At 36.4% G+C, this 21,587-nt stretch carries 19 protein-coding genes; 8 read left to right on the top strand and 11 right to left on the bottom strand.

Annotated features, from left to right (window positions below):
• Nucleotides 1-15: 15 nt before the first annotated feature.
• The 8 genes from PFY10_20385 to PFY10_20350 form a co-directional block, all read right to left on the bottom strand.
• Nucleotides 16-663, bottom strand: coding sequence for an alpha/beta hydrolase (locus tag PFY10_20385; protein ID WBV56546.1), 648 nt, complete (start codon nt 661-663; stop codon nt 16-18).
• 72 nt (nt 664-735) lie between these two features.
• Complete coding sequence (locus PFY10_20380; GenBank protein ID WBV56545.1) at nt 736-1,362, bottom strand: YceI family protein; 627 nt, start codon at nt 1,360-1,362, stop codon at nt 736-738.
• Between the two features lie 78 nt (nt 1,363-1,440).
• Nucleotides 1,441-2,007 (bottom strand): YceI family protein, encoded by a 567-nt coding sequence (locus tag PFY10_20375; GenBank protein ID WBV56544.1) that lies wholly within the window; start codon nt 2,005-2,007, stop codon nt 1,441-1,443.
• A 163-nt stretch (nt 2,008-2,170) separates the two neighbouring features.
• Nucleotides 2,171-3,217: a glucokinase gene (locus PFY10_20370; GenBank protein WBV56543.1), complete on the bottom strand. Its 1,047-nt coding sequence runs from the start codon at nt 3,215-3,217 to the stop codon at nt 2,171-2,173.
• A gap of 115 nt (nt 3,218-3,332) precedes the next feature.
• A complete protein-coding gene (locus tag PFY10_20365; GenBank protein ID WBV56542.1) occupies nt 3,333-3,896 on the bottom strand; it encodes a hypothetical protein in 564 nt (187 codons plus the stop codon).
• Nucleotides 3,897-4,206: 310 nt separating this feature from the next.
• On the bottom strand, nt 4,207-4,332 hold the full coding sequence (locus tag PFY10_20360) for a hypothetical protein (GenBank protein WBV56541.1): 126 nt from the start codon (nt 4,330-4,332) through the stop codon (nt 4,207-4,209).
• A 53-nt stretch (nt 4,333-4,385) separates the two neighbouring features.
• A complete protein-coding gene (locus PFY10_20355; GenBank protein WBV56540.1) occupies nt 4,386-5,399 on the bottom strand; it encodes a WYL domain-containing protein in 1,014 nt (337 codons plus the stop codon).
• A 203-nt stretch (nt 5,400-5,602) separates the two neighbouring features.
• Nucleotides 5,603-5,935 carry a HopJ type III effector protein gene (locus PFY10_20350; GenBank protein ID WBV56539.1) on the bottom strand — a complete coding sequence of 111 codons (333 nt, stop codon included), beginning with the start codon at nt 5,933-5,935 and terminating at the stop codon, nt 5,603-5,605.
• A gap of 198 nt (nt 5,936-6,133) precedes the next feature.
• Here PFY10_20350 and PFY10_20345 point away from each other — a divergent pair, with 198 nt between their 5' ends.
• Nucleotides 6,134-7,525, top strand: a complete 1,392-nt coding sequence (locus PFY10_20345) for an RtcB family protein (protein WBV56538.1) — start codon at nt 6,134-6,136, stop codon at nt 7,523-7,525.
• Between the two features lie 111 nt (nt 7,526-7,636).
• Here the strand turns inward: PFY10_20345 and PFY10_20340 are convergent, their stop codons facing one another.
• The 3 genes from PFY10_20340 to PFY10_20330 form a co-directional block, all read right to left on the bottom strand.
• Nucleotides 7,637-10,051 (bottom strand): TonB-dependent receptor, encoded by a 2,415-nt coding sequence (locus tag PFY10_20340; protein ID WBV56537.1) that lies wholly within the window; start codon nt 10,049-10,051, stop codon nt 7,637-7,639.
• Between the two features lie 51 nt (nt 10,052-10,102).
• A complete protein-coding gene (locus PFY10_20335; GenBank protein ID WBV56536.1) occupies nt 10,103-11,752 on the bottom strand; it encodes a serine hydrolase in 1,650 nt (549 codons plus the stop codon).
• A gap of 119 nt (nt 11,753-11,871) precedes the next feature.
• A complete protein-coding gene (locus PFY10_20330) occupies nt 11,872-12,909 on the bottom strand; it encodes a helix-turn-helix domain-containing protein (protein ID WBV56535.1) in 1,038 nt (345 codons plus the stop codon).
• A gap of 196 nt (nt 12,910-13,105) precedes the next feature.
• On the opposite strand from PFY10_20330, the gene PFY10_20325 reads away from it, so the two are divergent.
• The 7 genes from PFY10_20325 to PFY10_20295 all read left to right on the top strand — a co-directional run bounded on the left by PFY10_20325 (nt 13,106) and on the right by PFY10_20295 (nt 21,528).
• The gene (locus PFY10_20325; protein WBV56534.1) at nt 13,106-13,852 is read left to right on the top strand and encodes a nucleotidyltransferase domain-containing protein; all 747 of its coding nucleotides are present in this window, start codon (nt 13,106-13,108) and stop codon (nt 13,850-13,852) included.
• Between the two features lie 70 nt (nt 13,853-13,922).
• Nucleotides 13,923-15,008, top strand: coding sequence for a nucleotidyltransferase domain-containing protein (locus tag PFY10_20320; GenBank protein ID WBV56533.1), 1,086 nt, complete (start codon nt 13,923-13,925; stop codon nt 15,006-15,008).
• A 159-nt stretch (nt 15,009-15,167) separates the two neighbouring features.
• Nucleotides 15,168-16,367, top strand: a complete 1,200-nt coding sequence (locus tag PFY10_20315) for a hypothetical protein (GenBank protein ID WBV56532.1) — start codon at nt 15,168-15,170, stop codon at nt 16,365-16,367.
• A 192-nt stretch (nt 16,368-16,559) separates the two neighbouring features.
• On the top strand, nt 16,560-17,075 hold the full coding sequence (locus PFY10_20310; GenBank protein ID WBV56531.1) for a DUF2975 domain-containing protein: 516 nt from the start codon (nt 16,560-16,562) through the stop codon (nt 17,073-17,075).
• A 1-nt stretch (nt 17,076) separates the two neighbouring features.
• A complete protein-coding gene (locus PFY10_20305; protein WBV56530.1) occupies nt 17,077-17,280 on the top strand; it encodes a helix-turn-helix transcriptional regulator in 204 nt (67 codons plus the stop codon).
• A gap of 205 nt (nt 17,281-17,485) precedes the next feature.
• Nucleotides 17,486-18,358, top strand: coding sequence for an ABC transporter ATP-binding protein (locus tag PFY10_20300; GenBank protein WBV56529.1), 873 nt, complete (start codon nt 17,486-17,488; stop codon nt 18,356-18,358).
• A gap of 2 nt (nt 18,359-18,360) precedes the next feature.
• A complete protein-coding gene (locus tag PFY10_20295; protein ID WBV56528.1) occupies nt 18,361-21,528 on the top strand; it encodes a M1 family aminopeptidase in 3,168 nt (1,055 codons plus the stop codon).
• Nucleotides 21,529-21,587 lie beyond the last annotated feature (59 nt).

The following is a 21,587-nucleotide window of genomic DNA, read 5'->3' as shown; positions in this document are numbered from 1 at the left end:
ATAATAATTTAAAATCTATTCCACAGGAAATATTTCATTTAAAATTTTAGATACTTCTTTTGATTTAGTAGCGGGAAAAAGATGGGTTCCACCCCGTATAATATAGTTCGGTTTTGAATTTTTCACAGGAAATACAATATCCCTGTCTCCTAATATCTGGATCACTTCAGGGTTTTCATCAAACCTCCAATCTGAAATCTTTTCTATGGACCATTTCAGATAATAAGGATCTTTCACCCTGAAATACTGTAAAACCTTAGGATTTTTTGGATCAAAGAACTTCCTGAGCACAGAATATGCCGCTGTATTTTTTTCGTTAAAAAAACGGGTAGGTAAAATTTTAGGGATCCTGGTAATCTGTCCGGCTCTTATTAACCTCGATTTTTCTTTATCAGATTTAATACTTCCTAAAATCACTACTTTTTCAGCCGGTTTTATTTTATTGATCTCCTGCACCATAATTCCTCCAAAAGAATACCCCAACAGATAAAATGGTTCCGAATCATCAATCTTTGACGCCATTCTCTCAACGTATTGAGGAAAACTTTCGTTCAGCCCCGGAATGAGCCAGTCTATAAACACCACTTCCAGATGTGCAGGAAACTGCAATTTTTCCAGCACTTTAAAATCTGCACCAAGTCCGCTTATTACATAGATTTTCATACTGCTAAAATAAAAAATATGGGTAACTATTGAAAGCTACCCATATTTAATTTATTGTTAAAGTAAAACCTTTTATTTTTTCTTTACAGGAACCCTGTTATCATTATCCAGCTTTTCTGTAGAAACTTTGAATTGGATATCCATTTCATCCTTAATGAAATAATCTTTTAAAGAAGACTGATAGAATACTTTGAAATCCCTTCTGTTCAATGAGAATTTAGCAGACTCAATCACTACCGTAAATTGTGTAACATATACGTTAGCAGGGAAGGTAATGGTCTTTCTCACTCCTTTTATCGTAACATCTCCATATACTGTTGAATTGTATTCACTGTTTGCCAGAGGAATAATTTTAGTTAAGTGGAATTTCGCAATCGGGAATTTTTTAACTTCGAAGAAATTGGTACTCTTAAGGTCGTTGGTTAGCTTGATCTGATCTTCATCAGAAACATCCCCTGCCATAAGACTTCTCATATCAATTATAAACTCACCGTCCACCAAAACCGTTTTATCAAAATTGAATTTTCCGCTTTTCAGTTTTACTGTTCCGGAATGCGATGTAGGCACGGTTTTTACAACCTTATATCCCCACCATCTGATCTCAGAAGAAGTCACCTTCGAAACCTTATCAAATTTTCTCTGAGCAGAAATCAATGATATACCTACGCACATCATAGCAAACAATAGTAGTCTTTTCATTCTTTTTTATTTACAATTCAACAAAAATAAAAAAAAGTGTAGAACTTCTACACTTTTAACAATCTTTTTTTGATTAAATTATTTAGCAGTTACTTTTACAAGCATATCGATATCATCTTTCACAAAAACATCCTGCATTGTTGATTTGTAAGCAACATCGAATTTTTGTCTGTCGAAAGAAAATTTATCAGATACAAGACTTGCTACTCCTTTGCTGTACGCGATCTTTGCAGGGAAAGAAATACTGTTGGTTTTTCCTTTTACTGTAAGATCTCCTGTTACTAGAGAGTTGTATATTTTATCATTGTTTTTCTTTACGGAAGTAATCTTAAAAGCAGCTGTAGGGTATTTTTCAACTTCGAAGAAATCTCCGTTCTTTAAATGTCCGTTCAGCTTAGTCTGGTATTCTCCGGAAAGGTCTGTAGACGTAATTGAAGTCATATCTAAAACGAAAGATCCACCCACAACATCATTTCCTTTCATAACAAGGTTTCCTGACTTCACTTTTACTGTACCGTCATGAGAACTTGCCTCAGATTTTGCTACTTTATACCCCCACCAGTGAACATCAGATGCTACCACTTTTTTTGATTGCCCGAAAACCAATCCACTAGCTAAAACCGCTAATAATAATATTTTTTTCATTGAATAAATTTATTTAATTGTTATTTAACGATACAAATGTAGCTATCTTATTTGATAGATTTTATTGATGTACATCAATAAAACTAATTATTTTCATGAATAATATCAGGCATAAAAAAACTCCGGAGTTTCCGGAGTTTTTATTTACTTATTTTCTTATTTGTTATTCGTAATAGGCTGTATACAGTGCGACACCATGCAAGCCCGTGAGATTATTCCTGATCAGGTAGATCGGAATATTCCTCAACATGTCTTCCATTTTATCGCTTATTTTAAATTTCTCATAGAATTTTGCCTTATCCATATACTCATTCAGCATCTGCGGAATATCGCCGGAAATCAGCAATCCTCCGGTAGCCTTAAGCTTTAAGGTAAGGTTATTAGCCTCTCTCGCAAGAAATTCCAGGAAGGTATCTAATGCAATTTTACAGATCAGCACATCATCTTCAACGGCTGCCTTGTATATCTCCTGTGAAAAATTACCGTTGGCAAGTCGATCTGCCAGCCATTCAGGCTCAGGATGTCTTTTCACGTCTCTTAAAAACCGATAGATATTAAAAAGCCCTGTTTTGGAAAGAACATTCTCCCAGCTAACAATCCCATAGATGTTGTTCAGGAACTGATAAAATTCCACTTCAACGTTGGTTCTTGGTGAAAACTCGGAATGTCCGCCTTCTGTAGCAAAAGGTCTTAAATATTTTCCATCAAAGAAATACCCTGCTTCCCCAAGACCATTTCCAGGTGCCAGGATCGCAACATTTCCTTTTTCAAGGTGTCCGCTTGTGTAGATAGCTTCCAGGTCGCTGTCCTCAAGAAGTCCCATTCCATAAGCAGATGCCTCAAGATCATTAAGCATATCCACTTTTTCGAATCCGAATTCATTTTTAAATTCGTCTACGTCAAAACTCCAGCCTAATCTGGCTGGGTTACTCTTCCCGTTAAGAACCGGTCCCGGAACCGCTATTCCTAAACGCTTCACATTGCTCAGCTGATTTTCCTGAATAAATTTTTTCAGGATTTCCGAAAAAGAAGCATGTTCTTTTGTCGGGTAGCTTGTCTGTAATTTTATATCAAGCCCTCCATTACCAGACACATAGTATCCTAAAGTGATAACATCCTCACGTAAGTTGGCTCCAATGATGGAAACATCATTATTATTGCTGTCTTTTACACCCGGTAAATAAAGGGGAAATTTTGGATTTAAGTTCATAATCACAAATTTTATCAAATATAATAATAGTTTTCGGAAATCGTGTACGGTAATAAAAAACCTTTTCAAAAAGATGAAAAGGTTTTGGCTAATAATTGTTTATATATAAATCTAACTACTTTCCTAATGGAATATTGTAAGAAAATCCGACACCAATGTTACCCACATTGTAGTCCTGATTTACTAAATCACCTTTGCTTCCTGTAAATACCTTCTGATATTGTACGAAGAAATTCCAGTCCTGATTATGGTACCCGATTTCAGGTTTGATATAAAAACCTCCGCTTGGTCTGTCAACCGAAGTATTGGAAGCTACTTTATCATCACCTACAAGGAATCCATAACCCAAGTCAGTCCCAAAATAGAAACCTGTTTGCTTTGGATAAATTCTCAATAATGCTGCTACAGGAATTACCCCTACATCATTATTTTTATATCCGTTGTTTTCTTTTCCGAAATAATGGGAATAACCAGTTGCGATACCTAATCCAACTCCCGGAGTAATCAGATTCTGGTAAGCCACATCCACACCCACAGCAGCAGAAAGATTATCAGAAGGAACAGCCAATCCTACATTCGCTCCTACTTTAAGCATATTGTTCATCTGTACGCTCTGTGCACTTGCTACACCTGCTGTTAAAATTCCAGCTAGTAAAACTGCTTGTTTAAACATTTTCATAATTTCTGATCTTTAAATTTTACTATTCAGAATGCTGTAAAAATCATGCCAAGCAGATCGTTTTTCACTCCTTTAACACCTGCGAACGACTCAAATCATTGAAAATTAAACAGTTAATTTTTGTTAAAATTTAAATAAATGTTTAATTAAGTCTTGAAAAAGCAATAGCCACAAAGTGAAAAATGTTTAAAATATTAAGTTCAGTGCTTTCAGGAGCGACTTTCAATGGATCTTATCCAACCGCTATTACCTGAAAAAAAGACTGCCTTTTCAGGGCAGTCTTTTTTTATCATTCCAGATTACGTTGTACTTATGCTGGAATCTGCTTTTTTCCTTCTTCCTTTTTATCTAATTTTTCACTCACTTTTTTTACGATATATTCTATAACAAGTGGTGCAACTATGGCAATAACCGCCTTAAGAATTCTTGATTTCATATGTAGTAATTTTGGTTTATCATTACAATTTTTAAGCCATTTATTAATCCGCTTTATTCATTGGTATTCAAAAGCTGGTAATTCCGGCATGCTTCTTCCAAACTGGCCTGAATTCTTTTTTTGAGCTTCTCAGGCCTTAAAACCGTTATAAATTCACCGAGTCCCAATATCATTCTCTCCAATTCAAAGTTCAGCTGAACACATATTTTAAATGTGGTTCCGGTTTTATCTTCTTTTATAATCTCCTGGGAATGGTGAAAAGGTTTGGTTCTGACATAAGGGGCATGTTTTGGGTTAATTTTAAAGATAACATTCTGCGGACGTTGCCCATCCGAAACCGTAACCCCGATCACTTCCCCGAAGTAACGGTCCGAATCAAATTCTTTATCAATATAGCTTACCTTCTCATCAACAGAAATCTCCTCCATCCGGTCCAAGGCCAGATTATACATTTTATTCTTAAACCAGCATATAAGGAACCAACGGTTATTGTATTCCTTCAGGAGCTGCGGATGTACGGTGTAATAATCCGATTCTCTTGCTTTAAAGCTTTTATAAAGGATCTTCAGTACTTTCCTGTTTAAAATGCTTTCATATAGTATATCGATGTGTTCGAGCCCTTTCAGCTGTTCATTCTTATCGAGGTGGATAATCGACTTCTGGTTTGTAGAATGGATGGAGTCTTCCAGCTTCTGGATCACTCCGTTCATATCCTTAAACATGGAAAAGTCCTTGAACTGCTTCAGGATCTGAACGGCATTATTCATTGCCTTCAGATCGCTTTCATTTACTGATATATTATGAATACTATAATCCGGATCGCTATATCGGTAGTATTTTCTGTCGTAGACTTCAATGGGTGCCTCATAGCCAAATTTTTCACTCCGCATATTCTGCAGGTCAAGCTGGACCGTACGTTTGCTGACAAATGATTCTTTGCCTTCAAACTCAAACAGGGCTTCCGAACACTCATCGATCAGATCCTCCAGCGTATATTTTCTATACTTGTTTTTCAGGCATTTATCCAATGTTTTATATCGGATCAGGGCATTTTTGTTCGATGACATAATTGTATTTTATTGAAATGTCTTTTATTCCGCAACATGATTTTTCAGCCGGAATTTTTTCTTTTCCTTATTTCCTTTCTAATTGAATGTAAATAAATCAAAAACCACAGATAGTCTTTCCGTTCAACTCTAATCAACGACTCAATAGCTTATTTGAAAAATTAATACATTAATACATTAATACATCAATACATCATAATCAATCATTTCTTCGCCAAAGCCTCTCCATCAAAAGAAACCCCATCCCATCCGAACTCCATAAAATTCCTGATATTCTGATGATCTGTTCCATCCGGGTTTTTCAGTACATCTTCTCTGTAAAAATCTCCAAAAAGGCTTAACACCTCATCCTTTGACAAATTATTCTGTTTTCCAAAACTGAATACCTTACATGATCCGTTATTCTGATCCGCTTCGTTCACTGTATTTCCATTCGCGAATCTGGTAGGTGTAAAATGATAATTTTCATCAATGTAGGCAATGACATCTTTAAACTGAATGGTTTCCGGAGAATTTTTTACTTGTTCTAATAGCATATTTATTTTTTTTTGGCGAAATAGAGAATTGACAAAATGGTTAAATCATTAAAATATAGCTTCAATTGACTTTGTGGCAATTCCGTTATTTTGCTTTTCAGCTTTTTCGCTTTTGTAAAAATAATCAAAAAAAATTCATCTACGCAAAAAGATTGCATACTTGTATATTTACTTTGCATCATCAAATTGAAAGAACACATGGAATTTAATGGAAATCACCTAATTGAATTAGGGTTCAGACCCGCAAAATGGTTTAAAGAAGCCATAGAATATATCAACGAAAATAATCTGGATGAAACTCAGATCAAAACGTATCTGGAGCAATATAAACAACCGGACCAGATTCCTTTGCATGAAACCCCAAAAGATTTCATCATCAACATCAGAGCTGAGCACGAAAGTGAAAATGATAACGTGGAAAAGGTAATCAAAACCATGCAGGTTTTAATGAAAACCCCAACATTGGTTGGAGGAGCTTTAATGCCTGATGCCTGTCCGACAGGACCAGAAGGTCATATACCGGTGGGTGGTGTGGTTATTGCTAAAAATGCAATCCATCCTGGGTTTCATAGCGCAGATATCTGCTGTTCCGTGATGTTGACTGATTTTGGAAAAGCTGATCCTAAAGCCGTTTTGGATACTGCTCATTCGGTAACTCATTTCGGATATGGAGGAAGAGCACGAGGAGAACAAATGTCAATGTCGCAGGAACTGATGGATGCGTTCAGGGAAAATTATTTCCTTAATGATGAAAAGCTGATCAGCATTGCCCGCTCTCATATGGGAACACAGGGCGATGGAAATCATTTCTTATTCGTAGGTATTTCTAAAAATACGGGAAATACCATGTTGGTTACTCATCATGGTTCAAGAGCTCCGGGAGCTGCTCTTTACGATAAAGGGATGAAAGTTGCCAATCGTTTCAGACAGGATATTTCACCGGAAACGCTGAAAGAGAATGCCTGGATCCCATATGATACAGAAGAGGGAAAATCTTACTGGGAAGCTCTGCAGCTGATCAGAACATGGACGAAAGAAAACCATACTTCAATCCATGATGCCGTTTTACACAAAATGGAAATTGAAAAAGAGAACAGGTACTGGAATGAGCACAACTTTGTCTTCAAAGACGGAGATCTGTTTTACCATGCGAAAGGAGCAACTCCACTGGATGATAAATTCATGCCTGATATTACAGGACCAAGACTGATTCCATTAAATATGGCAGAACCGGTTTTAATAGTTCAGGGAAACACCAATGAAAGAAACCTGGGTTTTGCCCCTCACGGAGCAGGAAGGAATTTCAGCAGAAGTCAGCATAAGAGATCATTAGCCCATAAAACCATTGAAGAAGTTTTTGCCGAAGAAACCGAAGGATTGGATATCCGCTTCTTTTCCAATGAAATTGATATTTCCGAACTACCGACCGCATATAAAAGTGCTAAAAACGTAAGAGCACAGATTGAAGAATACGGATTATGTGAAGTATTGGATGAAGTGATGCCTTACGGGTGTATCATGGCTGGTGATGTCGGGAAAAACGCACCATGGAAAAAGAAAAGAAAATTCAAAAAAGCAAAGAACGGATAATAGTAAGAAATTACTTTCCCTGATATACTCTCGCCTATAATTATGACAGACAGATTTTGATTTCAGTCATTTGTTTATCGTAATTGTTGGCGAGAGATTTAATTTATATCATCAGCTTCCGATTCTCTCTTTCAGGTCATCCGCACCTCCGGTCTTTCTCAATTGAAGGTTTTTAGAGGATCCGAAGTTATAAGTATAGGACAGCATCACGACCCTGGAATCTCTTTTCACCGTAAAATTCTCCAGGTAATCATTATAAGCAAACTGCCCCCTTGGATTACTGGTAAAAAACACATCAGCAAAAGAAAATTTAAGGACACTTTTATTGTTAAATTTTTTCTGGGCACCAATGCTCAGAAAGCCATAGGGCTGTGCGTATACATAAGCCTGTATTTCTCTGGCGTGGTAATTTCCCGTAACTTCAGCAGTAAAGCCGTTTCCTAATTTGAAGTTATGGATGCTGTTGATGCTGAACGTAAAATTTCCCTGGTTGGTAATCTGACTTCCCGAAACATTCCCTGTGAAAGAAGCATAGTAAAAGCTGGCAGTATTGCTTATATCCCACCAACGCATCACTTTTACAGGAACGATCAGACTGAGCCCGTAATGGGAAGCCGAACTGATATTTTCAAATGTTTGGATCGCAATATTCTGTCCGTTTTCCACCACAGGCTTCACTACATTAATTATGTGATCAGAAGTTCTGCTATAATTCAGTGTGGCAAAATATTTATTGTTAAGGCTGTAAGTAAGCTCATAATTCATCATCGTCTCGGGAATCAGATCTGGATTTCCGGCCTTTGAAGTAGTAGGGTCAAAGTAAAATCTGAAAGGATTGAGCTGATTATAACTGGGGCGGGTGATCCTTCTGCTTAAGTTGATCTCCATGGAACTTTTATTCGTTATGTTATATGCCAGTACTGCACTCGGGAATACTTGCGTATAGTTTCTTCTATTAATCTGGTTAGTAGCAAGCTGTATGCCCTTTATATTTGTATTTTCCATTCGCAGTCCGGCTATCATTTTAAGCCTTTCCCATTTTTTGGAAGCATTCCCATAAACAGCATTAATGTTTTCCTCATAAATAAAATGATTGGTTTTGGTAGGATCGGACACAAAAACCCCTGAACTTCCATCAAAAAATTTCAAATCATTATCAGATTTTACAAAGCTGGTTTTAATCCCGCTTTCCAGTTTCCATCCATACTTAAAGTTTTTAGTAAGGTCGCTTTTCAATGAAAAAATATTCAGTTTTCCTTTCATATCCCCTTTCAGAATATCAAGCCTGTCCAAACTACCCGATAAATTGTAGTTCCTGGTTTCAAAATTCTGTAGAGAACCGTTTGAATAGTTGATATAGTCAAAATCCGTTGTTAGTTCTGATCCCAGAGAATCAAGGCTGTATTTATGGTTGAGATTAAGGGAAGGATTAGCGAAATGATTCCGGGTTTTGCTTATGGTTCCGAAGGTACTTTCCGGAAGCTGATTACTTCCCAGTGTGAGGCTTGAGGTATTTCCGTCAATTTTAACATTATTAGCTAATAGTCCCACAGAAAACCCAAGAATATTCTTGTTATTCAGATCGTAATCCATCCCCATCCTGGCCATATAACTTGTTATTCCAAACTTCAGGAAATTATCCTGAATAAAAGCTTTTTTAAATTGGTTGTTTTCATAAAAATTCCTATTTAAAAGCAGATGATTGTAAAAAATTCTATCAACAAAGCCATAGCTTGCAAAAACATTCACCTTCCCGCTGCTGTGATTGATGCTGACCGTATTGTTAGTTTTTACATATTTACCGGTTCCCGCAGAGATAGAAACAGTCCCGTTAGTCCCCTTCTTTTGTTCTTTTTTTAATCTGATATTGATAATCGAAGATCCTTCTGCATCATATTTCGAAGAAGGATTGGTAACAAATTCTATTTTATCAATGGAGGCTGAGGGAATTCCCCTGAGATAACCCGCCAGGTCACTTCCCGTCATTGGTGTATTTTTACCGTCAATCTGAACCAGCAGATTTCCTTTTCCATGAAGACTTATATTGTCATTATTATCCACGCTCACTCCTGGTGCTTTCTCCAGGATTTCAAAAGCCGAGCTTCCGGTAGCTGAAATGCTGTTTTCTACATTAAGGATCATCTTTCCCTCCTGCCTTTCTATAAAAGTACGGGTTTTGGTAATGGTAACTTCTTCAATGGATTTTACTGTAAGATCAATAACAGGAAGCATCTTATTTTCTGTTACGGGAATACTTTCTGAATGATAAACCTCAGAACCATTCCTGTAAACTTTTAGTTGGTAACGACCGACTTTCAGGGCAGAAAACCTGAACTGTCCTTCCCGGTCAGCAGTTTCGGTTTTTATCAATGTATTTTCAGCATCAAAAAGGCTGATGACTAAAGACTGTGTACCATCCGATTTTATAGTACCCGACAGCGAGAAACGTTGTATATCCTGTGCTGGTAAAAGTGTACTGAAAAATATCAGTATTCCGATAAAAAAGCAAGAAAATAGCCTGGTCATAAGTTTATCTTTTAAAGTGATGTAATTTTCGTATGGTCAAATAATGCAGAGTTATTTTATTTTTTTAAACTCGATATTGGCCATATTAAAGCCGGACACGGTAAATCCACTTACAGTACCTGATGGAGTCCATTGGAAATCAAGCTGTCCGAAGTAGGATTTTGATGAATAAAAGCTTGTTGAACTGAATGGAAATAATAGAATATCTGGATTTACCGAATGTTTTGCTACCAGGTGATGATCTTCAGTGACCAGCTGGTATATCGTATTGAATTCTTCATTTCGGTAAAATCCTTCCAGCTTTTTCAAATCTTTCAAATCCACTTTAGGCGGATTCATTCTGATTTTTTTCATCGGAAATGTAAAATCCGCAATTTTGAAAAAAGCTGAATCTTTATTAAAAACAAGGCTTGCTGTAGCAACGGATGGAATGCTGAACCGGTTATCTCCAACTGGTTCTAAAAGTTCTCCTTCTTCCTGTTTATAAGTTTTTAGATAAAGGTTGTTTTCTTTTACAGAAACATCAAAGTAGCTCCCTGGGATACGCTCATAAATTCCTTCAAATCCTTTTAATTCAGATGCTGTATAAGCAGTTTTTTTCGGCTTTACAACCGTTTCTTTATCTCCAAGAAATAAATCCACCAATTTATAGACCATCTGATAACCTTCAGTTCCCCTCTTATTCGCCAGCAGGACAACGGAAAACTGCTGATTGGGAATATGTAAAATATAAGAACCGTAACCCGCTGTCCCTCCACCGTGAAAGACAAGATGCAAACCTTTATAAGTTCCCGTCTGCAGCCCCAACCCATATTCAATGCTTCTACCATTATTTAGGATCGTATTTTCCTGCATCACAGTATAAAAGTCATGATTATCCGTAGCTGATTTCTGAAAATCAGCTGCCCATATACAGAAATCATTAAGTGTCATATAAATATTGGAAGATCCGTACTCCATTTGCCCGATCGGATATTTTAAAACAGTATCCCCCTGCTGCAGGTAAGAGTCTGCCTTATTCGGGATGATCTTTTCCGGATCATCTATCGCCATAGTATGGTGCATTCCTAACGGAGTGAAGATATATTTCCTTAGAAGTTCACCAAAATCTTTTTTATAGACCCTGTGAAGGATTTCGGCTAACAACATAAAACCGGTATTATTATACTGATACTGCTCGCCCGGCTGAAAGTTAAAGCTTTTAATACCCAGAATTGTTTGTACTGCCTGACTATTGGTTACCCTGAATTCATCCCCGAATCCCTGTAATCTTTTAATTCCGGTAAAATCAGGCAGCCCATGCGTATGATTTGCCAGCTGACGGATTGTTACCGGATAAGATAAATGTTTGAGCTCCGGAAGATAGATCCTGATATCATCATCTAATGACAGCTTTCCTTCTTTCACAGCCTGCAAAGCAATGAATGCCGTAAACTGTTTGGAAACCGATGCAATATTAAAAGCTGTGGAATCTGTAATGGGTGTCTGATTTTCCAGGTTGGACTGGCCATAAATCTTCTTATAAATTACCTTTCCTTCTTTAATTATGCATACGGCCATCCCCGGAGCATTTTTCTTGACATAACTATTCAGCAATGAGTCTGCTTTTCTGATTGTGCTTTTTTGATTGAACTGTCCGGAGTATTTCCCACAATTCATTATAAAAAAAAGAAATAATGCTACTTTGATCTGTTGCTTCATCTGATGTAAATTTTATGATGAAACAAATCTGAAACTTTGCATGGAAATAAAGATCCGAATACCGGAAACCGAACCATTTTTATGGCGTAAAATCAGTCCGACTTTAAATCGAACACTTTTTAAATAACTGATTTCCTGTAATCTGTAGGAGTAATACCCGTTTCTTTTTTAAATGCGGTATAAAAAGAGGATTTGGAATTGAAACCTACCTGATACAGAACTTCCAATACAGTAAGCTGAGGCTGATCTTTTAAAAGTAATTGGGCATCCTTAATCCTGAATTCATTAATAAAATCAAAAAAATGCTTTCCCGCAGACTGATTGATCAATAAAGAAAGCTGCTTCTCCGGCATATTAAATTTTTCAGCCAGCTTTTGCAGGGTAAGGCTGTCATCCAGATAAGGCTTTTCAGTTTCCATTAATTCCATGAGATCTTTTAGCTGCTGTGGTTTTTCATAGTGATCCCCGGATTCAATTTTTAAAGGAACCAAATCTTTATCAATTCCGGCAAACAAATTGGGTCTGTACAGGGAGTTGAGCACAAACCAGCTGATCATAAATAATACAAATAAGCAGTTAAAAGTATACAGATAGGTAAAAAGGCTCCCGTTGTTCTTTACAAAATCTCTGAGTAGCACAAAAAAATTTCCGATTAAAAACAAAACTGTAATCTGTATTAACCACCTATAAATATGCCTGTGATTTCCAGAATAATTATCCCGGTATAGTTTTTTAAAAATCCTCAGCTCAAGAAAAACAGCAATAATATAATAGTAATACTGGATAATGGTAAAAATATCAAAAACCTGGTCAGCTTGTTCAGACATCTGTGTAACAAGAAACAGAACAAGGAAGAAGAGAAAAGGTAGGCCATGTACTAGATGCTTTTTGGACAGGCTAAAGTTATAGTAGCATGCAGACTTTACATACAGATAATAAAGTGGCATCTGAAGAAGAATACTGGAAGACTTAAAACTTTGCATAAAATTCCCGGAAGGATATACAAAGAATCCGGATAAATCTATAACAGAAGTAAGAAGAAATGCAGCAAACAGATAATTGGGTAATCTTCTTTTGCTTTTTGCCGTGATCAAAAAGATGCTTAACAATAAAAACAAAAAAACAATAATTTTCCCTAGGTCACCTATTAATGCCATATTTTCTTGTCTAAATTACAATATTACAAAAAATGTAATAGCCCGGGAGACTTATATTGAAAAATTTAACCATTCACTATTTTCCATTTTCCCATAAGGTATCTCATTAAATTTATAATGATTTCGTTATCCTAAATCATTACGCAAAAAGACTGCGCAGTCGCTTTTTTATTTTGTACCATCAAAAGAAATAAAAATGAAAAACAGGATATTAGAAAAACTAAAAGAGGTAGAAGACAAACACAGCATAGAAATACTTCTTGCAGTTGAATCCGGCAGCAGAGCCTGGGGATTTGCATCGCCGGACAGCGATTATGATATACGGTTTATATACCGTCATGAAAAGGAATGGTATCTTTCTCCATGGGACAAGGATGAAACCATAGAATTCATGACAGAGGATGACCTGGATGGTAGCGGTTGGGATCTTCGAAAGACTTTTCACCTTTTGCTAAAGTCCAACGCTGCATTGCTAAGCTGGTTCTACTCTCCTGTCGTTTATAAGAAAAATGAAGAATTTACAGACTTGTTCAAGCCTTTGGCTGATACTTGCTTCTCTCCGATAGCGGTGTCTTATCATTATTTAAGTATGAGTAAAAAGTACCTGGAAGCCTGCAGACATGATGAAGTGAAATTAAAAAGTTATTGCTACTGTTTAAGAACAGCACTTACAGGAAAGTGGATATTAGACAAAGGAACCGTTCCTCCTGTTCTGTTCAGTGATCTCCTGGTCTTAGTTGATGATTTTACAAGAACTAAAATAGAGAATCTGGTTGCTTTAAAGGCTACTAAAGGAGAATCCTATAATCACTCCAATGACTGGGAACTTTTCGGGTTTCTGGAAAATGTGGTTGCTGAGACTGAAGAAAAATCAAAAACATTAGCAGGAGGAAAAGGAGATAAAAAAGAAATGGAATTCGTGTTCAGAAAAATACTAGTTTAACACATCGAGAAACCTCATTATTACTATATTATTAAAGTCTTAAAAAAACGGACAATCATAAAAAATTATCATGACGATCCAGGATCTTAAAAATAAAAACCTTCTTCTTTTTGAAGCTATTTCCGGAAGCCGGGCTTTCGGGCTGGCAACGGAAAGTTCCGATACCGATATAAAGGGAGTTTATTACCTTCCCAAGGAAGATTTCTTTGGATTGAACTACATTCCGCAGATTTCCAATGAGACCAATGATATTACCTATTATGAAATCGGGAGATTTGTAGAATTACTGCAAAAGAACAATCCCAATATCCTGGAAATTCTGGCAAGTCCGGAAGACTGCATCCTGTACAAACATCCGTTGATGAATCTGCTGAAAACGGAGGATTTCCTGTCAAAACTCTGTAAAGATACCTTTGCAGGTTACGCGGTTTCACAGATTAAAAAGGCAAAAGGTCTTAATAAAAAGATTGTAAATCCGATTGATAAAGAAAGAAAATCCATTCTGGATTTCTGTTTTATCCTTGCAGGACAGGGTTCCGTTTCATTGAAAAAATGGTTGCATGAATTTTCTATATCGGAAGGACAGAATAGTCTCTCACAGGAACAATGCGGATTGGTAAGCATTGATCATACTAAGGGTATGTTTGCTTTATTTTACGATGAATCGGGAACATTGGGATATAAGGGGATTATTCAGAATGAAGAGGCAAATCAGGTTTCTGTATCATCTGTTCCTAAGGATGAAAAACCAACTGCTTATCTGTTCTGCAATCTGGATGCCTACTCTGTTTACTGCAAAGACTATAGGGAATATTGGAAATGGGTAGCTGAGCGCAATGAGGACCGTTACAATGTCAACCAGAATCACGGGCAGAACTACGACAGCAAAAACATGATGCATACCATCCGATTACTGCAATCCTGCGAACATATTCTAAAAACAGGTTCGATGCAGATCCGCGTAGAGAACCGTGATGAGTTACTTGATATAAAAGCAGGAAAAAGATCTTATGATCACGTAATGGAAAAAGCTGAAAACCTGGTTCTTTCTATAGAGCATTATTATTCGATTTCCAACCTACCAGACACACCGGATCTGGATAAGACAACTCAGAACCTCATCGAAATCAGGAAAAATCTATATCATTCAAAATAAAGATCCGGGAGTTGTATAGACTCATAAACCACCCAAAAAGAAAATAAGGTTGCCTTTTTCTAAGGCAACTTTATTTAAAGAGATTATCTATTCATTTCGGGTCCTTTACATTTTTACAATTTTTGAGTAAAACAGAAATTTAAATTTGTGAAAAAAATAATGAAAGTAATCTATTTTTTAACGGTTTTCTTGTTAGGCTGTACCATTCAGGCTCAAGATTCATTAGTTACTAAAATTGCTTCACAACATTATCAAATCATAAATTTCGAGAATAATCATTTTTCCGGTGAAGGAATTCGTAACCTGACTGAAACGATTGCTAAACACAAATATGTTCTGATCGGTGAAGACCATCTTAATAATGAGGTCCTGGATTTTACTTCTTATCTTACTCACAATATCAACTTCGACAACTATATTACGGAAGCAGATCAACTTACCATTGATATCCTTAAAAAAGACTTCGAGAAAAATAAAGAATACCAATCAATTGTTTCCAGCTCTAACGGTAGATTTTCGTTTTTCTCATTTAACAAAGACCATGACCTTCTGGATTATTTTTTCCAAAATAAAAAAAACGTCATAGGCCTTGATCAGATTTATTACAATTCTGATGCAGTGATCTTCAGAGAGCTTATTGCAAGGACATCCAATAAAATAGCAAAAGCAAAATATGAATCTTTACTGAAAGAATCGAATGAGAGATGGAACACGTTCAGGTCAGGACAGGGTTATCGGACTATTGATGACAGCAAAAACCAGCCCTATTTGTTTTGCAACGATTTCAGGACCCGTATTGCAGATATTCAAAAATTAGATTTGTCTGAATATGAGCATAAGGCTTTAAACAAGCTGCTACAAAGCAATACAATATATGCTTTGGAAAATAATCAAAAGGGAGACGAATCTCAGTTCCTGAAAATAGCTTCGATGAAGGAAAATCTTCTTGAAAACCAGAACAAAATAATAGGAAAAAGAAATCTTTTCAAGTTTGGAGCCAGTCATGCCGGTAAAGATCAGAGTCTACTGCAAAATAGCCCTGATATAGGAAATGTTGCATTTAATCTTGCCGAAAAAGACCACGAAAAGTCCTTACATATTGCCATTATTCAAAAAAATGGAAAAACAGGATCTTTCTTTACTGAAAATAATGATGCGGAATACATTCTTTTTCTGAGACCCTTCTATCGCCTGGTTCATAACGAAAATGAATGGCTCCTCTTTGACCTCACCAAGATCAATGCTGAAATAAAAAAACAAAAGACTTCCGTAAAGTCCGGCACCCTAAAAAAACTATTGGCGGGCTACGATTATTTAATTATTATACCCAAAGTAACTGCTCAGAAAATAGTTGTTTAGCACATATGCTGTTTTTATTTACTTTGGGTTCAATACATGTTAATCGAGATCATTCGTAAAAATGGCCCATTAACATTACATTACTCCAAGTCCTGATATATCAGGACTTTTTTATTTTTAAATATTTTTTTAATTAATTATTGTTTTACGATAATTAATTATACATTTGCATTATCAATTAATGATCATGCTATGAATCAAACTAAAATTATTGCAAAAATTTTATATTATATCTGCCTGGTATTATCAGGAGGATATCTTATTACAGCACTTTATTCCTTTTTCTGTATGACTACAGGTTTTGCGGTAACTCCTTATAAAGAGGATCAATATTTACATATCAATTATCCTTTTACTGAACAGCCATTTCTGAACATTGAAAACAATTATCCTTACATTATATTCTCTTTCATGGCCGTTTTAGTGACATATGGTATTTTTTTCTGGTTTTCAGCAAAAGTTTTTAAAGTGTTCTTTCAGCCTCAATTATTTACCGAGGTCAACATTTTACAATTGAAGAGATTTTACTTATACAATATTTTCCTTCCACTACCGCTTGTGATCATCGCAAGTTTCTTTACAGAGGTCGAAAGTATTATATGGGGATTGGTTTTTATCCATTTCATGCTAGGAATTTTCTGCCTGTTTCTTGCTAATATCTTCAGGCAAGGGCTACATTTGCAAAACGAACAAGATCTATTTATATAAAATGCCAATTATAGTCAACTTAGATGTCATGCTTGCCAAGCGAAAAATGCAGAGTAAGGAATTGGCAGAAAAATTAGGAATCACGCCTGTCAATTTATCCATTCTGAAAACGGGAAAGGCAAAAGGGGTTCGTTTTGATACCCTCGAAGCTATCTGCAAAATTCTGGAATGCCAGCCGGGAGATATTTTAGAGTATAGAGAATAGTGGTGGAAACGAGATAAAAGATGCATGATATCGGTAAGAAAGCGAAATTGTCCATGACCTTAGCCTTTAGTTTTCACCTATCAACTCACACCCTTTAACTGTCAGCTCATTTTCATTAGCAAGTAGATACAACAACTTATTTTTCAACATCATAAAAAAAGCAACGGAAACGTTGCCAGCTATTGTATTATCCAAATTCAAAATCATGAATACATTATCCATTAACCACCTGAGCCTTACCTATAAAAATGGTTTCCAGGCAATTAAAGACATTTCATTGGAAATAGGAAATGGCATGTTCGGTTTACTAGGTCCGAACGGAGCCGGAAAGTCCTCTTTAATGAAAACCATCGTTGGCCTCCAGAAACCGAGTTCGGGAAATATTATTTTCAATGGTATTGATATTTCCAGGGAGCCTGATTTTATAAGACAAAACCTCGGGTTCTTACCACAGGATTTTGGAGTTTATCCTAAAGTTTCAGCTTACGACTTATTGCATCACATTGCTATCTTAAAGGGAATAAAAGACAATACCTTTCGAAAAAGACAGATTTCCGGATTGTTGGAAAAAGTAAACCTGTCAGATTTCCGGAACAAAGAAGTCCATACTTTTTCAGGCGGAATGAAACAGCGTTTTGGAGTTGCCCAGGCTTTATTAGGAAACCCTAAAATCATTATTGTGGACGAACCTACGGCAGGACTGGATCCCGAAGAACGCAACCGTTTTAATTCTTTACTCAATGATATCAGCAAGGATGTTATTGTGATCCTTTCTACTCATCTTGTAGAAGATGTCCGGAATTTATGTTCTGAGATGGCTATTATCAATAAAGGAAAGCTTATCCGAAAAGGGAAACCCGGTGACCTGATTTCAGAATTAGAACATAAAATCTGGTCAAAACGGATCAACAGAAATGAATGGGAGGATTATCAGGCAACTCATGAGATCATCAGCCAACAGCTGATCGAAAGGGAACTGTATATCACGACTTTCGCAGCCCATCAACCAAAAGATTTCAATGCTGTTCCTCCTCTTTTGGAACATGTATACTTTCATAGCCTCACTCAAAAATTATAATCATGAACTCATTACTTTTATTTGAAGCCAGACGCAACATAAAGCACTGGCTCAGTTATCTTATTGCCTTCACTTTAGTCGTTCTGGGTATATTTTGCGGAAGCCAGTTCAACCTGACTGTCGGAGAAGGTATTTATCTCAATTCACCTTATTCCATCGGGTTTATGGTGGGTATGTTGAGTCTTTCTATTATATTTTTTGCGATTATCTACGCAAGTCAGCAGCTATTTAAGGATTGGGATTCGAAATTTGATATGATCCTGTTTTCTTTACCTCTTTCAAAAAGAACATATCTGCAAGGAAAGTTTCTGAACTATTTCCTGCAAACCTTCCTGAGCTTCCTGTTTTTAATTATTGGCTTTATTCTCGGGCAAAATACAAGGACAGGAAGTGAGATACAGCCCTATTTCAATCTCTGGTATTATCTATATCCGGTAGTGATTTTAGGATTCATCAACTGTCTCGTAGTCTGTAGTTTTTTATTTTTCATTGCCTACAGTACCAAAAGAAAGCTCCTGGTAGTAACCGGCGGCCTGCTGTTATATGTTCTGTATATGGTTGTATTATTATTTTCCAATTCACCTTTCATGGCGGGAAGCTTACCTCAATCAATAGAGACTCAGCAGCTCTCTGCACTATCTGATCCCTTTGGATTATCTGCCTATTTCCTGGAGGCAAAGGTATTTTCGGTGGCCCAAAAGAACCATTCTATCACTCCTCTTTCAGGATATCTATTGACGAACAGGCTGATTTTTATTGTATTTTCAGGACTGTTCTTATTTTTATCTTATCGTTTATTTTCTTTTACGACCTCTTCAGATAAAGGATCAGGAAAGAAAAATGATCTTTTTTCCGCTCCTCATATTGTGTTGTCGGATTATATTACTGCCGAATCAGATTTTGGATTCAGGGCCTCTTTCAGATCTGTTCTTTCCTTTGCCAAAATCGATCTGATTTACCTTTTTAAAAGTGTTAGCATTATTGCGGTTTCTATATTGCTATTGTTTGCAGTCGGTATGGAAATGTATGCTGAAATTGAAAAAGGAATCCGTTTACCACAAAAGTATGCAAGCTCAGGTCTCATGGCAACAACCATTTCAGAAAATTTCCATCTACTTGGATTGTTGATCATGACATATTTCATTAACGACCTGTATTGGAGAAGTCAGTCATCAGGATTTATCCTGATCGAAAAAAGCACCCACTTTTCAAAAAATAAATTATCCGGACATCTTCTCTCCGCTGGTATTCTCATTTTCTTTTTTACAGGCATCCTTATCATAGAAGGCCTGACCTTCCAGCTTGGCTACCATTATTTCCATATTGACTGGAATGCCTATTCAGGCACAATCCTTTTCAATACGTTACCATTGCTGTTATTTTCCGGTTTTGTATTGCTGATTAATGACTTTAGTAAAAACAGGTTTATAGCATTAGGAATTTCCGTTCTTGCCGTTTTTATTTTTGCAGGCCCCGCCTCGAAAAAGATTATTCCATACCCTTTGCTGAGGATATTTTCAGATTTTAAAGGGGTTTACAGCGACTTTAATGGTTATGGAATCTATACAACAGCATTTGCTGAAAGACTCTTCTTTGGAATAGGTCTGGTTGCGTTTCTATGGATCCTTAACAGATCTGTTGCTACAAAAAAATGGAATAAAAATCAATGGTCGGGTATCGCTATCCTTTTAACAGCCTGTATTTTTAGCGGATATCATTTTATGAAAGGATTCATTCCTCAGAATAAAGAAGAATCAATTGCTAAGGCTGCTCTGTACGAAAAAAAATTCAAGATCTTTGAACAACTCCCTCAGCCCATAATAACAGATGTCAGCACAGAAATCAAGCTTTTCCCGTCCGAATCTTCTTATATAATAGAAGGAAAATATACTATTACCAATACCACAACCAAAGCTATTGATAAAATTCTATTTAATTTCCATCCGAATCTGAAAATCCAATTTGCTGTTCTTACTACTTCTTCCGAGTCTGTAAAGATCAGTACAGAAATCGCAGCAATACATTTAGACCAGCCATTACAGCCCAATGAGACTGCAACCTTAAATTTCACACTCTCCTATCAATGGTATGCAGTAAACGGACACGACTCATTCAATGCTGTTATTAAAAACGGTTCATTTATGCGGATAAGCAGATATTATCCAAACATTGGCTATCAAAAAAGTTATGAACTTCAGGATGAAAAACAAAGAATGGATTATAAATTGGGTAAAACATCTGGCCTTAAGAAACCGGAAGCTCCCGAAATATTCCTGAATGATTTTATTAATCTTACGATGACCGTCTCAACTGAAAAGTATCAGACAGCAGTCGGAACCGGAGATTTAATTAAAGAATGGACACAGGGTAAAAGAAAATATTTTCAATATGCAGCCAAAGGCATTCCATTTCGTTTTGCCGTTTCCTCTGCTGAATATAATCGTAAAAGTGTAAGGTATAAGGGAGTTTTGATCAATGTCTTTTATCATGCAAATCATAGTGAAAATGTTTTTCATTTAATTAATAATGCGAAACTGACTTTAGATTATTGTATAGGCAATTTTGGAAAATATCCCTTCCAATCAGTCAACTTCTCTGAAATTTCTTCTTATACCAAAGGTTTTGCAGCCACAGCCTATCCATCAGCGATCTTTATGCCTGAAGACATGATCTTTCATGCGAATATTCATGCAGATAAAAAACAGGATGTGATTAATGAACTGGCAGGACATGAACTTTCCCATTTATGGTGGGGCAACAGCCAGATTGATCCCGATGACAGGGAAGGTTCTGTAATGCTTACGGAAACCTTAGCCATGTATACTGAAATGATGCTTTATAAGAAGATGCATGGAAAACAAAAAATGCTCGACAGAATAGAAATGCACCAGCAGATCTATGATAACGAAAAAGGATTATCGGAAAACAAGCCCATTTACAAAGCAACCGGAGAGGAACCTCATATCGCCTATTCCAAAGGTGCAGTAGCGATGGTGAAACTAAGTGAGCTGCTTGGTGAGGAAAGGGTAAATCAGGCACTCAAGAATTTCCTTTTACATAATCAATACCCTAAAAAGCCTGCAAGTACAGATCTTCTTAAAGAGTTTTACAAAGTATGCCCCGATGCATCTTCTCAAAAAGAAGTTGACCGGTTATTTAAAACTATATAATGAATCATGATTGTCCCAAAAGAAAAATCCCTCTTGTGGAGGGATTTTTTATGCTATTA

Origin of the sequence: Chryseobacterium daecheongense, from assembly GCA_027920525.1 — a bacterium.
Lineage (GTDB): Bacteria > Bacteroidota > Bacteroidia > Flavobacteriales > Weeksellaceae > Chryseobacterium > Chryseobacterium proteolyticum.
This window is presented reverse-complemented; position numbering and strand designations above follow the sequence as displayed.

Coding starts and splice junctions, on each gene's coding strand:
- PFY10_20385 (WBV56546.1), bottom strand. CDS start 663: ATGAAAATCTATGTAATAAGCGGACTTGGTGCAGATTTTAAAGTGCTG.
- PFY10_20380 (WBV56545.1), bottom strand. CDS start 1,362: ATGAAAAGACTACTATTGTTTGCTATGATGTGCGTAGGTATATCATTG.
- PFY10_20375 (WBV56544.1), bottom strand. CDS start 2,007: ATGAAAAAAATATTATTATTAGCGGTTTTAGCTAGTGGATTGGTTTTC.
- PFY10_20370 (WBV56543.1), bottom strand. CDS start 3,217: ATGAACTTAAATCCAAAATTTCCCCTTTATTTACCGGGTGTAAAAGAC.
- PFY10_20365 (WBV56542.1), bottom strand. CDS start 3,896: ATGAAAATGTTTAAACAAGCAGTTTTACTAGCTGGAATTTTAACAGCA.
- PFY10_20360 (WBV56541.1), bottom strand. CDS start 4,332: ATGAAATCAAGAATTCTTAAGGCGGTTATTGCCATAGTTGCACCACTT.
- PFY10_20355 (WBV56540.1), bottom strand. CDS start 5,399: ATGTCATCGAACAAAAATGCCCTGATCCGATATAAAACATTGGATAAA.
- PFY10_20350 (WBV56539.1), bottom strand. CDS start 5,935: ATGCTATTAGAACAAGTAAAAAATTCTCCGGAAACCATTCAGTTTAAA.
- PFY10_20345 (WBV56538.1), top strand. CDS start 6,134: ATGGAATTTAATGGAAATCACCTAATTGAATTAGGGTTCAGACCCGCA.
- PFY10_20340 (WBV56537.1), bottom strand. CDS start 10,051: ATGACCAGGCTATTTTCTTGCTTTTTTATCGGAATACTGATATTTTTC.
- PFY10_20335 (WBV56536.1), bottom strand. CDS start 11,752: ATGAAGCAACAGATCAAAGTAGCATTATTTCTTTTTTTTATAATGAAT.
- PFY10_20330 (WBV56535.1), bottom strand. CDS start 12,909: ATGGCATTAATAGGTGACCTAGGGAAAATTATTGTTTTTTTGTTTTTA.
- PFY10_20325 (WBV56534.1), top strand. CDS start 13,106: ATGAAAAACAGGATATTAGAAAAACTAAAAGAGGTAGAAGACAAACAC.
- PFY10_20320 (WBV56533.1), top strand. CDS start 13,923: ATGACGATCCAGGATCTTAAAAATAAAAACCTTCTTCTTTTTGAAGCT.
- PFY10_20315 (WBV56532.1), top strand. CDS start 15,168: ATGAAAGTAATCTATTTTTTAACGGTTTTCTTGTTAGGCTGTACCATT.
- PFY10_20310 (WBV56531.1), top strand. CDS start 16,560: ATGAATCAAACTAAAATTATTGCAAAAATTTTATATTATATCTGCCTG.
- PFY10_20305 (WBV56530.1), top strand. CDS start 17,077: ATGCCAATTATAGTCAACTTAGATGTCATGCTTGCCAAGCGAAAAATG.
- PFY10_20300 (WBV56529.1), top strand. CDS start 17,486: ATGAATACATTATCCATTAACCACCTGAGCCTTACCTATAAAAATGGT.
- PFY10_20295 (WBV56528.1), top strand. CDS start 18,361: ATGAACTCATTACTTTTATTTGAAGCCAGACGCAACATAAAGCACTGG.